Raw genomic sequence first — 13,609 nt, 5'->3', positions numbered from 1 at the left:
GACGCGTTCAGGCAGGCTGCACCAGCAGCTCCAGCGCCTCACGGTCCAACACCTTGGTATCAACTTTCAAATAAGCGGCGCCTTCATCAGCAACCACTACCGCTTCTGCCACTCCCGGTACCGCCAGAATGCGCCGGGGCAATGCCTCATCCCGGGCCAGGGCCAGGGGCAACGTCAGGCGGTAGCTGGTGACATATGGCGGTTCACGCATGGTAACACCAATCACATACCATGAAAGCGCGAGCACCGCACAGCAGACGAAAACACCACCCAGGCCAAAGGCGCTGAATACCGCCCCGCCCAGCACACCGCCCAGCCCAGCACCGGCAAACTGGCTGGTGGAGTAAATGCCCATGGCCGTCCCTTTGCCTCCGGCCGGCGCAATCTTGCTCAACAGCGAGGGCATGGTTGCCTCAAGCAGATTGAAACCGACAAAAAACAACACAATAGCCGCAACCAGCCAGGCGAGCGAATCCAGGCTGAGCCATAGCAGTGGCTGCACCAGGGCCAGCAGCAGAATGGCGCCAAGCACCACCTGCTTCATTTTGCGTTGGCGCTCGGCATAGATAATGAATGGCACCATAACGCAGAATGACAACAGCAATGCCGACAGATAAACCCACCAATGCTGGTCTGCCGGCAACCCCGCGCGGTCTTGCAGCGCCAGCGGAATAGCCACAAAACTGGCCATCAGGATGGCATGCAGCACGGCGATACCATAATTCAGACGCAGCAAATCGGCCTGGCGCAGCACCGGCAGGAAAGCACTGGCTACTACGCCGGCATCACGGTGCGGGAATACCGCATCCGGCGCCGGCACGACCCAGATCACCAGGGCCATACCGACGACCGCCAGGCCACTGGTGACATAAAACACCGCCGACAGGCCGGCCATCCCGGCAATCACCGGACCCACGACCATGGCGACGGCGAAAGCCAGGCCAATACTCATACCGATCATTGCCATCGCCTTGGTACGGTGTTGTTCGCGCGTCAGATCAGCCACCAGTGCCATAATGGCAGCCGCAATCGCCCCGGCACCCTGCAATACACGCCCAAAAATCACTCCCCACATGCTGTCTGCCTGGGCGGCGACCAGACCACCAAGGGCAAACAGCAGCAAGCCACCGATGATCACCGGCTTGCGTCCGATCCGATCGGACAACATGCCGAACGGAATCTGCAACAGGGCCTGGGTGAAGCCATAGGCACCGATCGCCACCCCGATCAGAAAGGGTGTCGCGCCACGCAGGCTCTGACCGTAAGTCGCCAGCACCGGCAACACCATAAACAGCCCCAGCATGCGAAAGGCAAACACACCAGCCAGCGAGGAAGCCGCTCGCCTTTCGGCAGTGGACATGGCATCAGCCTGGGGCATCACAACTCCAAGGGTCAATGAAAAGCGCGCATTTTAGCACGCCTTGCCAAGGCTGACGCACATCCTGTGGAGAAGACAACTCTGGTTGCAAAACCTTTGCAAACAGCGCACACAGCTTTTGCTGCATGAGGCTACTGACCCGTATACTTGTTGGCTTTGCTGACCGGCCGGGACATTGCTGTGGATACCATTCTGATCCGTGGGGCGCGCACCCACAACCTGAAGAACATTGACCTGGATTTGCCCCGCGACAAGCTTATTGTATTTACCGGCCTGTCCGGCTCGGGTAAATCCTCTCTGGCTTTCGATACCCTCTATGCCGAGGGTCAGCGCCGCTATGTCGAATCGCTGTCTGCCTATGCACGCCAGTTTCTGTCGATGATGGAAAAGCCCGACGTTGACCATATCGAAGGTTTGTCACCGGCGATTTCCATCGAACAGAAATCCACCTCGCACAATCCCCGGTCAACCGTTGGCACCATTACCGAGATCTACGATTATCTGCGTCTGCTGTTTGCCCGTGTGGGGATTCCGCGCTGCCCTGATCACGACCTGCCGCTGGCGGCGCAAACCGTGAGCCAGATGGTCGATCAGGTGCTGGGCATGACCGAGGGCAGCAAGCTGATGCTGCTCGCACCGGTCATGCGCGAGCGCAAGGGCGAGCACCTGGCGGTCATTGAAGAATTACGTGCCCAGGGGTTTGTCCGGGCTCGCATTGACGGCCGCATCCATGATCTGGATGAAGCCCCGGCACTGGACAAGAAGCGCAAGCATACTATTGAAGTAGTGGTTGACCGGTTCAAGGTGCGCGATGACCTGCAACTGCGGCTGGCGGAGTCGTTTGAAACTGCGCTCAATCTGGCCGATGGCCTGGCAATCATCGCGCCCATGGAAGGTGAAACCGGCGACGAGGTCACCTTCAGCGCGCGCTTTGCCTGTCCGGTATGTGGGCACTCCATCAGCGAACTGGAACCCCGACTGTTCTCCTTCAACAATCCGGCGGGCGCCTGCCCGACCTGTGATGGCCTGGGGGTCAAACAGTTCTTTGATCAGAAGCGCCTGGTCAATGGTGAGCTGACCCTTGGCGAAGGGGCGATCCGCGGCTGGGATCGACGCAACGTGTATTACTTCCAGATGCTTAATTCACTGGCCGAGCATTTCGGCATTGATCTCGACCTGCCATTCGACGATATCCCGGCTGAACATCAACAGGTGATCCTCACCGGTACCGGCACGGAGAAAGTGCCCTTCCGCTATATGAATGACCGGGGCGATGTGGTCCGTCGTGAGCATCCGTTCGAGGGTATTCTGCCCAATATGGAGCGCCGCTACCGGGAAACCGAATCGGCCAGCGTGCGTGAAGAACTGGCCAAGTTTCTCAGCACCCAGCCCTGTCCTTCCTGTCACGGCACCCGGCTACGCCGTGAAGCACGCCACGTATTTATCGACGAACGCAACCTGCCCGGACTGACCACCATGCCGGTCGGCGCCGCCGCCGAGTATTTCGGTCAACTCACCTTGCAGGGCAACCGCGGTGAGATTGCCGAGAAGATTCTCAAGGAAATTCGTGCCCGCCTGCAGTTTCTGGTCAATGTCGGGCTTGATTACCTGACGCTGGACCGCAGTGCCGACACCCTCTCCGGCGGTGAAGCACAGCGTATTCGCCTGGCCAGCCAGATCGGTGCTGGCCTGGTCGGCGTCATGTACATTCTCGATGAACCCTCGATTGGCTTGCACCAGCGTGACAATGAGCGCCTGCTCGGCACCCTGATTCACCTGCGCGACCTGGGCAACACCGTGATTGTGGTCGAACACGACGAGGATGCCATCCGCCTGGCCGATTATGTCGTGGACATAGGTCCCGGGGCCGGCGTCCATGGTGGTCAGATCGTTGCCCATGGCACGCCACAGGCCGTAATGGAGCATCCGGATTCATTGACCGGAAAATACCTCTCCGGGCGCGTCAAGATTGCCGTACCGGCCCAGCGTACCCCACCCCGCAAACAGGAGTGGCTGCGACTCAAAGGGGCCTGTGGCAACAACCTGCAGAAGGTCAACCTGGAGATTCCGGTCGGCCTGCTGACCTGTGTCACCGGTGTATCGGGCTCGGGTAAATCCACCCTGATCAACAATACCCTGTACCCGCTTACCGCCACCGAGCTGAACGGCGCCACTACTCTGGACGCCGCCCCGCACACCAGCTTTGACGGTATGCAATACCTGGACAAGGTGGTGGATATCGACCAGAGCCCGATTGGCCGCACCCCACGCTCCAATCCGGCAACCTATACCGGCCTGTTTACGCCGATTCGTGACCTGTTTGCCGGCACCCAGGAAGCGCGCTCGCGCGGTTACAAGGCCGGTCGATTCTCCTTCAACGTCAAGGGTGGCCGCTGCGAAGCTTGCCAGGGCGATGGGCTGATCAAGGTCGAAATGCACTTCCTGCCGGATATCTACGTACCCTGCGATGTATGCAAGAGCAAGCGCTACAACCGGGAAACGCTGGAGATCAAATACAAGGGCAGGAACATCCATGAAGTGCTGGAGATGACCATTGAAGAAGCGCGTGAGTTCTTCGATGCAGTGCCGGCCCTGGCGCGCAAACTACAAACCCTGATGGATGTTGGTCTCTCCTATATTCGTCTGGGTCAATCAGCCACCACCCTGTCCGGCGGTGAAGCTCAACGGGTCAAGCTTGCCCGCGAGCTGTCCAAGCGAGATACCGGCAAAACCCTGTATATTCTTGATGAACCCACCACCGGCCTGCACTTTGCCGACATTCAACAATTGCTCGACGTACTTCACCGGTTGCGCGACCATGGCAACACTGTGGTAGTCATCGAACACAATCTGGATGTCATCAAGACCGCAGACTGGTTGGTGGATATGGGACCGGAAGGTGGCTCGGGTGGCGGGCAGATCATAGCCACAGGTACACCGGAGCAGGTGGCAGCCAACCCCGCATCACATACCGGGCGCTTTCTGGGCCCTTTACTGACGAATACAAAATAACCGGGATTAGACATGGCTCAAGGACGACCAGACCAGCAACTGCATCAACAGGCAATGCCTGTTGATCTTTTCGTTGAGCCTTGCCGGCTTGCAGCAACGTTATTCCCATTTATTCAGTCAACAACATTTTTGAGTGAGTAAATCAATGCTATCAAGGGCCATGGCACCGGTTTGGCGACTGACTGTTTCACTGCAAGGAATAGCCTGGATATTTGCGATTATTGTCCTGGTGTATGCCTATCCGTTCATTGCTCCATCGCTGAACAGTGACGATGTCATACAGATTCAGAGTATTTCGCGCGACGCACTCACCTTCATAGCGCAAGGTCGCTGGGGCTACTTCATTATCTTCGAGTGGCTTCAGGACAACAATCCAGGCGCTCTTTTCTATGGCGCTGCAGGTTTGGCGGTGCTCTTGTTGAGTAGCTGGATTGCTGCAAGGATCATAGGTCTACGACATGGCGCTGCCGTGTATGCCTTTCTCCTGGTCAGCTGCATTTCAATCTACTATGGCATGTTGTTTGATTTCTCCAGCACGCGCCTTGCTTACCCATTAGCCAATCTGGCTGCATTAGGCGGGTTGTGGCTGTGCATCAATCAACGCCCTCTGGCAGGGGTTCTGATCATGTCACTGGCCCCCGCGCTTTATCCGGCGGCCTCTCAACTGGCAGGCACTGTCCTGATATGCGCTGCGATCGCCTCGGTGTTGCGTGAAGGCAATTTGAGCCATCTGAAGCGCTTCCTGTGGGGCGGGCTCGGCATAATTCTGTCATTGATAGCCTACTACCTGATCACCCGCCTGGCGTACCAGTTGCTGAACATTGCCCCTGGCCAGCGCATGTCCATTTCGCCCCTTGCTGCCATTGACAACTTTCGGGTGATTTATTCGCTGCTTGGTGGACACACGTTTCCATTCCTGTGTACCGACTGTTTGGGGTCTTACCGTACCGTACGCTGGCTGCTTCCCCTGGCGGCAATATTCGCGTTGTTTCTGCTGGTGGTGATCACAAAGAGCAAGCAACAGCGCAAACCACTGCACAGCATTATCGTGGCACTACTGATTCTGCTTGGCTTCTTTTCACCCTTCGCACTCGCCTTCGCCGGATCAAATACTCCATTCCCTCCACGTTCACTGATAAGCCTGGCTGTGTTGCATGGTTTCTGGGTGGCATTTGCGTTCGACGCGATAGCTGACCGCAGCGTCAAAAACGGCAGTTCCCATTACATCGGTGGCGCCGTACTGCTGGCTGCATTCCTGTTTGTTTTCGACAGTGGTGCTCAAATCAATAATTTTGCCTACGACAAACATCTGTCCACGCAGGTGGACATGCTGGCGACCAATCGCATCATCAGTCGCATAGAACTGGTAGCGGCCAATGAACAACGAGACCTGCAAACACCACAACCCCTTGTAGTTATCCATGACATTCCGCTGCAATCATCACCCCGTGGCGACGCTGGCACCGCACGCCACGCACCCTGGTCAAAGGAATGGATTTTCCGCCTGGCCAGCCCTCAATTGAGGCCTGCACCAGAAACCGAACAGATTGCGCGCGAGGCTGCTGCCGGGCGCTCTGGTTGGCCAAGCCACGAATCGGTATTTTTTCTTGATAACGGCACTGTTGTAGTCATCATCAATCAGCATGAGGAATAGCCGATGAAGATGATCCCTGCGAACACCTTCCTGCGATACAGCAGTGTCGGCGTGTTGAATACAGTGCTGCACTGGAGCATTTTTCTTTTGCTGGTCAGCCTGTTTGGCATCAGCCAGGCCATATCAAATACCATTGCCTTCATGGCAGCGGTCAGCTTTTCATACCTGGCCACTGCGCATCTGGACTTACATTGGTTTCGACGTTGCCAGCCTTGCGTTCCTCTATGCCAGTTCAATGATTCTTCAGAAATTGATCTGGGGTAACCCGGTACCAGGTTACCCGTCACTGATGACTGCCATTCTGTTTCTCGGCGGGATACAGCTTATCGGTATTGGCATTTTGGGCGAATATATTGGCCGCATTTATGAAGAAGTCAAAGGACGGCCGAGATATATCGTCAAGAGTGAATTGAACGCAAACAATGAGCGCGACCCTGACCAGTGCAACTGACCTGAACCTCTCACCACCGCCCAACACCGTTGGCCAGATGCGGATAGTCCAGAGCTCGGGTTCGCGCTCAAATCGGTTTTCTCGGCATACCGCTTATGACTCATCCCCGAGGCCAGCCAGGAGTTCTTGCTGACTGCGGCACAAAGCAACGATGCCCGGCCAGTCACGCAATGCATTGAGCAAGGCCAGTCCTTCACTTTGCCAGCTGAAGCGCAGAGCAGCCAGCTCGCTTTTGACCTCCGCCAGCGCCTTGTCGGCATCTGCCAGCTGGCGCTTCAGCGCGGCCTGGTAATGCGGCAGGTGGGCTGAATCCTGCAAATTCTGCCGCAGACTCTTGCAGCGCTGCGTTCGAAACCTGACCCCCTCGGCAAACATCCAGGCGTCCGGATCCAGCAACAACTCCTGCAAACGGGTCAACAGATACGCATAACGCTGCTCAGGTGACTGTAAATGACACTCGCTTTCACACAAGCGCAATAGCGCACGGTGCAGAAACACAGTGTCCAATGGGCCGCCAGACTGCACGGCCCAGGGGTTCCAGCTGCGTTCCGGCTGGGGCTGATGCACCAGCCCCCAGGCAAAGCGATAATGCTGGGCTGAGAACGTCAGATAACGAGTCAGCTCGCCGAGAAACAGATCCTCACTGCGACCAACCGGAATACAGGGTGCAGGTAACTCGGTAACCGCCACACCACTCAGCGTGGTACACAACAGGGCAATCTGCGGGTGAATACAGTCACGCTCACTCATGCGCCAGCTGATCTGGGGTTTTTCCGTTTGTCCGACCGCCCCCTGCAGATAGCGTTCGACCCGCTCACCCGACTGGCCAAGGGTAAACAGCATGTCCATGCGTCGGGAGTTCTGCGCGCCAATGATGGTATTGGTGGTCATGCTGACCGGCGCTGCAGATGACAGATGCGGTATCTGTTCAGCACTCAGACCTTGCCACAAAGCAATCTCTTCCGGCTGCGCATTTCGCTGCCGGAACACCTGGCCCAACGGCTGACCCAGGACGTCCAGATGGGCCTGCAAGGGATTCACCCCGGCCGGCCGGGCGTCCGCCATGGCGGCGTCAAAACTGTCATAAATGGCAAAGTCGCTGGTCTGAAAGCTCAGGCTGGCACCGGGTTTGACCTCGTCGCCCTGCCAGGGCGGCAACAGGCAATCATCATCCAGCATCAACAATTTCTTGCCGCTGGCATACAGGCTGAGCAAGTTCTTGCCCAAACCATAAGTTCCACTGTCTTCAGGATGCGCCACAGGGTCCAGTAGCCAATGCAAGGATGCTGACAGTTCAGGCTGCCGCCCCGCCAGTGTCTTGACCAGGCGAGCGCGGGTTGCCCGATTGTGATACACCAGCTGCAACCCGCTATCGGCAGCAAAGGCTCGCAGCGCCGCTTCATTCCGCTGCGCATGGTCAGCCTGACGTGAATCATCGACAAACACCAGCAAAGGGCTGGGCGTCACATCCGAGACATAGGGCAACAGGCTTTGCAGCAAGCGCTCAACCATGGCCGGGCGATCCGCTGAAGCGATGCCCAGCACCCATTCAGCCCCATGGCCAGCGCGAGTCGGTGTTTCCGACAGCACCTTGTCATACAGATCGTTTCCACTGGTTACGAGCCCGGCGCGGCGCAAATCCGGTATCAGCGTTTTCAGATCAATCGCTGACCGGCCATACAGCTGCCGCAACATTTGCTGGTGCTGCTCCAGCGGCAACAAGCGCTGCAATTGCTGCAGTTGTTCGCTGATCGCTGGCGGCAGCACGGCAAAGGTCTGGCGATCCGCTTTACTCAGCAAGGCAGCATCCGGCCGATAGGCGTCCTGTTTCACCCCGGCAAACAGGATCAGGTCTTCCAGCCGATACACTGGCCTGGGCGCCTCAGCGGGTACCACATCAGTTGCCACATCGGCACTGCCTCGCTGACTCCAGGGGAACTTGCCCGCGTATTTTTGCGCCATCAGGGCATTGCCACGCTGGAAAAAGTCCTGCTTCACCGAGCGTTCGGTACTGCCCAGACGGTAATTCAGCGAATAGTGCCCGCTACAGGCAAAACGCACATTCGGCAACTGGCTGGAATGGGAAAAAAAGTTGCGGTCGACATGCCAGTTATCGGTATGCCAGAGGTGGCAATGCTTGATCAGCCACTGACGGCGAAACAGATAGCAGGAGGTATCCACCAGATGTGTGCGCCCATGAAAAGCCGGCCACTTGCCCAGACTTTCGCAGTCATCGTGACACAGGTACTCGCCAGTCTTGCTGACCACTTTGCGCAAGGCATAGGCAAAATCCAGCTCGTCCTGCAGGGCCAATTCCAGCAGGCTGGCGACATGCTCGGGCTCGAACCAGTTGTCCTCATCCAGAAACAGCACATAGTCGGCATTCACCAGATGGGGCACCGAGGCATACACGCGATGGCCATTGAAACCATTGGCCCCGGTATTTTCCGGCAGCACCATCAGTTCCGGCGCCGGCAAATCAGCCAGTACCTGCTGCACCGCAGGCAGGAATTTGTCGCCATCCACCACGACCAGATGCCGTACCGGCGCTGTCTGGGCCTGAACACTGGCCACTGCCTGACGCAATTCAGGCGTACCAATAGTCGGCGTAATGACCACAACGCGCGCATCCTTATTCACAGTAATGCTCCTATAAACGGGTAACAGGCTGATGTTTTCTGACACCGGCCCTTGATTCCAGTTGCAGGCAAACCACACCAATGGCAACGGCAAACCACAATGTGGCCAGGCGAATCAGCACAGTGGCCGCCACTGCATCTGCCGGTGCCATGCCTTTCCAGATCAGTAATCCTGCCATGACCGCCTCGGCACCGCCAAGACCACCTGGCATGAAGCTCAAGGCCCCCGCCAGCATGGCCAGGGCATACACAAAACAGGCAAAGGGCAGTGTTACCGGGAAGCCCATCCAGCCAAGTATCCAGTAAAAGGCGAGGGCTTCAGCCGACCAGGCGATCAGGCTCAGCAAGGTCGCCAGCAACAGTGGCAGCGGACGGTGACAGCGCTGCGCGGAGGCCAGCATCTGCAGCACATGCAGCAAGGCTTGCCACCAGGGTCCCTTGCGCTCGGCTATGCGTGCGGTTGACCAGCGCAGCAGCCGCCGCTGGCTGAGTATGACAAAACAGAAGCCAACCAGCGCCAACCCCAACAGGATCAGCCAGGTCGCGTCGGGGTAGAGCAAGAGCCCGAACAGGGTCAAGAGCACAATAGCCAGAAGGTCAGACAGCCGTTCACTGAAGAACAGCGCAAAGCTGTGGGTATAATCCACGCTCCAGGGCCGCAGCAGCACACCTCGCATGGCTTCACCGGCCTTGCCGGGGGTTGTGGTCAGGGCGAATCCGGCCAGATAAATGCGCAGGCTGACCAACCAGGGAACCCGGTGCGACAACAGGCTCAGGTACAACTGCCAGCGCAGAAAACGCAGGCCGTAATTGACCAGGGACATCAGCAACGCCAGCAGTACCCCGAACAGGCCAACACGTGCCACCGCCTGCACCACATCGTCCCAGCCACCCCAGAGGGAAAACAACAGATAACCCAGGGCGCTGAGAGCAATTGAAATCAGTAGTGCCTGATAGCGCCAACCACTGAACCAGCGGGTCTGGCTCACAGATTCAATCTCTTGAACACGACTTGCGGCAGGCATCGGATAATCAACATGATTGGCCACCAGAAAGCCGGCGCATAGACCACCGCCCGACGAGCGGCGACGGATTTGACGATACGCCGGGCGACCTGATCCGGGGTGGCCAGCAGCAATGCCGGCAAGTCCAGCCCCTGGGTCATCGGAGTATCAACAAAACCCGGCTTGATCGTAGTCACCGAAACACCCACCTTGAACAGCCTGGCACGCAGGCCTTCAGCATAGGTGGCTACCGCTGCCTTGGCACTGCCATAAAGGTAGTTGCTGGGTCGCCCACGGTCAGCCGCAACCGAGGCAATCACGGCCAGGGCACCATGCGCCTGCTGCTCGAGCCTGGCGCCCAACAGTCCAAGCAGGCTGATGGTTGAAACCGCATTGGTATGGAACTCCTGCAGCGCATAAGCCACATCAGTCTCACAACGGGCCTGATCCGGCAGACTTCCGTAGGCCATCAGTACCAGATCGAGTTGGCGCAAGTGTTCAATGGCAAAGTCCACCAGGGGCTGATGCGTCGACAGCTCATTCACATCCACGACATGGCAGTGCACTGCCTTGGCTCCCCGACTCAACAAGTCATCTGCCTGTTGTTGCAACTTGTCGGCATCCCGCCCGGTGAGAACAAATTCGCTCTCTGAACTTACCCAGCGCCGGGCGCAGGCGGCGGCAATCGCCGAACAGGCACCAATAATCAGGATTTTCTTCATGTGGTCACTCGTTGCCAGAAACGGGATTGAATCGCAGGATCGCGCAGCGCTTCCACACGCTGCCACTGCGGGTAGGCCTGACGGAAATCTTCCCCGCGCATGTGCGCATCCTTTGCCGGATACAAGCGTCCACCAGCTTCATGCACCAACGCATCCATACGCTGGAACAACGGATTCAGCCGGGCTGCCTGCTGTGGAAAATCCAGCGCCAGGCTGACGCCGGACAGCGGAAACGAGAGCCAGCCGGGCGAACCTTGTTCGCCACAGCGCTTGAGCACAGCCAGAAAGGAGCCGGTATCGGCTGCGGCGATCAGCGCCAGCAACTCGGACAAGGCTTCACGCGCCACGCCTTCCGGCAACACACATTGATATTGCTGAAAGCCGGCAGGCCCATAGATCCGATTCCACTGCCGAATACCATCCAATGGGTAGAAGAAAGGGCCATAGCCACAGCGGGCACGCTGCGGGCTGGCCGGGGCGGCCCGCCAATAGGCGGCATTGAAAGCACGCAACGACAGGCGATTGATCAGCGATAGCGGCGGCGTCACCGGGACACTGAAGCGCGACAGCCGCTCGGTTGCCAGTTCACCGTAGTCGGCATGATCAGCAACCATGTAGACACCGCGCCCCAGGCGTGTTCCCCGGGCGCAACAATCGACCCAGGCGACACTGTATTCATGCTGGGCATCCAGCTCATCGGACAAGGCAAAAAAGTCATCTATACCGGCAAAACGCTGCCGTGTCTGCATGACCTGACTGGAATTGACGGGCATCAGTTGCACGGCAATCCGGGTAATGATGCCGGTCAGACCCAGGCCACCCACAGTCGCGGCAAACAGTTCGCTGCCCGGAGTGATCCACTGCAGGCTGCCGTCACTGCGCAAGAGTTCAAACCCCTGGACATGGCAGCCAAATGTGCCGCGCCGATGATGATTCTTGCCATGCACATCGTTGGCGACAGCTCCACCAAGGGTGACAAAGCGGGTGCCCGGGGTTACCGGCAGAAACCAGCCGTGCGGAATCGCCAGGCGCAATACTTCATCCAGGGTGACGCCAGCCTCGGCCAGAAGTGTACCCCCGGACCAGTCAACACTGATAAACCGATCCAGTGGGCGCAGATTGCACACATGATCTGATACCGCCAGGCAGGAGTCGCCATAACTGCGACCATTGCCCCAGGGCAAGGTCGTGCCCGCCTGCTGTTGCAGGCGCTGCAACAGGGCAGGTACTTCAGACCGCCAACTGACCGGGTGCGGCTGTTGTGGATGCTTGGGGTATCGTCCCCATGGCAGCAAGCGGCGCATCAAACGGCAATCCAGAAAGTCAGTGCGAATACCAGCCCGGTCAGCAGACTGAAGCGGTCGGTAACGGCAAACACCACGGGATCATCAGGCATCTGGCCACGATGGGTCAGCATCCAGATGCGGGTTATCCAGAGCAGCAATAACGGACAAGCCAGCCAGATCAGCTGTGGATAGGCGTACATTTGCATGGTTTTGGCATCATTGATGTAGAGGGCCAATACCATCACCGACAGATAACCCGAGGCAGCACCCAGCGAGGAAATCATCTCCAGATCGTCCGGATAATACCCACGCCCGCGCGATTTCTCGGTATTTCCTTTGCGCCGCTGTTCGCGCAACTCGGTGTAGCGCTTGACCAGCGCCAGACTGAGAAAAATGAACATGGAAAATGCCAACAGCCAGAAGGTTGGGGTCAAGGCCAGTGCCGCCACACCGGCAATAATCCGCAGGGTATACAAGGAGGCCAGAATGATCACATCCAGGCCCATGATGCGCTTGAGCAGCAGCGAGTAGGCCAGGGTCACCAGGTAATACAGCAACAGGACGCCAACAAACAGCAAGGGCAGGCACCACAAGGCCAGCGCGAAGGCGATCACCAACAGGGTCGGTGCAACAGCCATACCCTGTCGGATTGACAACAGACCCGCCGCAAAGGGTCGTTTGCTTTTCACCGGGTGATGGCGATCATCATTCAGGTCAAGCAGGTCATTCAACAGATACACGCTGGAGGCACAAAGACCAAAGATGAAAAATGCCAGCAGTCCATCCAGCCACAACGACAGATTGGCCACTTGATGTGCCGCCAGCAAGGGAACAAAAATCAGCAGATTCTTCAGCCACTGGTGCAGCCGCAAGGCCTTGAACCAGGTACCGGCAGTTGCTGCAGGGGAACGCATGACCGAATGGACATTGCCGACGGCTCTGGCGCTGCGGGTTACAGCTGCCGACGCATTGACCAGAATGGCGCTTCGCGCCTGCTCCCAGACTGGCACGTCGTCGGCTGCATTGCCGGCATAATCAAAGCCACCAACTCCAAAAGCGGCAACCAGGGCATCGCGCTTGTTGCCTGCCGACAGGTTGTGCCCGTCTGCCGTTGCGAAAACCTGATCAAACAACTGCAAATGTTCTGCTATCCGCTGCGCCAGCAAAAGGTGACTGGCAGTTGCCAGAACGACGTCACGACCCTGCTCGCGTGCCTCACGGGCCAGAGCCAGGACATCTTCGTTGTACGGCAGCACGCTGACATCCAGGTCGGTTGCCTCGGCAAGCCGTTGTTTCAGACCGGCTTTGCCGCCCTGCTGCAACCAACGCAATGGCCGCCAGGCATTCCATGGCTGGGTGCGCACGAATAGCAGGCTGCTTTCCAGCAACAGGTCCGAGTGCAACAAGGTGCCATCCAGATCAATCACCAGGGGCACGCGGTCATCAGTTGCAGGATTACCCAT

Annotated in this window: 10 protein-coding genes; 4 read left to right on the top strand and 6 right to left on the bottom strand. The window is 57.9% G+C overall.

Translation table 11 applies throughout. The features are described from left to right. Nucleotides 1–7: 7 nt before the first annotated feature. Nucleotides 8–1,378: an MFS transporter gene (locus tag BLU07_RS03465; protein WP_231701680.1), complete on the bottom strand. Its 1,371-nt coding sequence runs from the start codon at nucleotides 1,376–1,378 to the stop codon at nucleotides 8–10. 180 nt (nucleotides 1,379–1,558) lie between these two features. Between BLU07_RS03465 and uvrA the strand changes: the two genes are divergently transcribed. The 4 genes from uvrA (at nucleotide 1,559) to BLU07_RS18035 (ending at nucleotide 6,495) form a co-directional block, all read left to right on the top strand. Further along, nucleotides 1,559–4,390, top strand: coding sequence for an excinuclease ABC subunit UvrA (gene uvrA, locus BLU07_RS03460; protein ID WP_092389553.1), 2,832 nt, complete (start codon nucleotides 1,559–1,561; stop codon nucleotides 4,388–4,390). Nucleotides 4,391–4,535: 145 nt separating this feature from the next. Next, entirely contained in the window at nucleotides 4,536–6,044 is a 1,509-nt protein-coding gene (locus tag BLU07_RS03455; RefSeq protein ID WP_092384189.1) for a glucosyltransferase domain-containing protein, read from the top strand. A 3-nt stretch (nucleotides 6,045–6,047) separates the two neighbouring features. Then, on the top strand, nucleotides 6,048–6,308 hold the full coding sequence (locus BLU07_RS03450; protein WP_197675054.1) for a GtrA family protein: 261 nt from the start codon (nucleotides 6,048–6,050) through the stop codon (nucleotides 6,306–6,308). Nucleotides 6,309–6,333: 25 nt separating this feature from the next. Continuing rightward, complete coding sequence (locus tag BLU07_RS18035; protein WP_197675053.1) at nucleotides 6,334–6,495, top strand: hypothetical protein; 162 nt, start codon at nucleotides 6,334–6,336, stop codon at nucleotides 6,493–6,495. Between the two features lie 93 nt (nucleotides 6,496–6,588). Here the strand turns inward: BLU07_RS18035 and BLU07_RS03440 are convergent, their stop codons facing one another. From BLU07_RS03440 to BLU07_RS03420, 5 genes are read right to left on the bottom strand one after another with little or no spacing between them, the layout of a single operon-like run. After that, nucleotides 6,589–9,135, bottom strand: coding sequence for a glycosyltransferase family 2 protein (locus BLU07_RS03440; protein WP_157719069.1), 2,547 nt, complete (start codon nucleotides 9,133–9,135; stop codon nucleotides 6,589–6,591). A 10-nt stretch (nucleotides 9,136–9,145) separates the two neighbouring features. After that, nucleotides 9,146–10,123 (bottom strand): lysylphosphatidylglycerol synthase transmembrane domain-containing protein, encoded by a 978-nt coding sequence (locus tag BLU07_RS03435; protein WP_231701679.1) that lies wholly within the window; start codon nucleotides 10,121–10,123, stop codon nucleotides 9,146–9,148. Further along, a complete protein-coding gene (locus BLU07_RS03430; protein ID WP_092384183.1) occupies nucleotides 10,120–10,860 on the bottom strand; it encodes an SDR family oxidoreductase in 741 nt (246 codons plus the stop codon). The genes BLU07_RS03435 and BLU07_RS03430 overlap by 4 nt, the downstream gene beginning before the upstream one ends. Beyond that, on the bottom strand, nucleotides 10,857–12,164 hold the full coding sequence (locus BLU07_RS03425) for an FAD-binding oxidoreductase (protein ID WP_092384181.1): 1,308 nt from the start codon (nucleotides 12,162–12,164) through the stop codon (nucleotides 10,857–10,859). The genes BLU07_RS03430 and BLU07_RS03425 overlap by 4 nt, the downstream gene beginning before the upstream one ends. Beyond that, a complete protein-coding gene (locus BLU07_RS03420) occupies nucleotides 12,164–13,609 on the bottom strand; it encodes a UbiA family prenyltransferase (RefSeq protein WP_092384179.1) in 1,446 nt (481 codons plus the stop codon). Before BLU07_RS03420 ends, BLU07_RS03425 begins: the two co-directional genes overlap by 1 nt.

This window comes from Halopseudomonas salegens (genome assembly GCF_900105655.1).
In the GTDB taxonomy this organism is placed as follows: Bacteria; Pseudomonadota; Gammaproteobacteria; order Pseudomonadales; family Pseudomonadaceae; genus Halopseudomonas; species Halopseudomonas salegens.
Note: the sequence above shows the minus strand (reverse complement) of the source record. Positions and strands in the feature narration are given on the sequence as shown.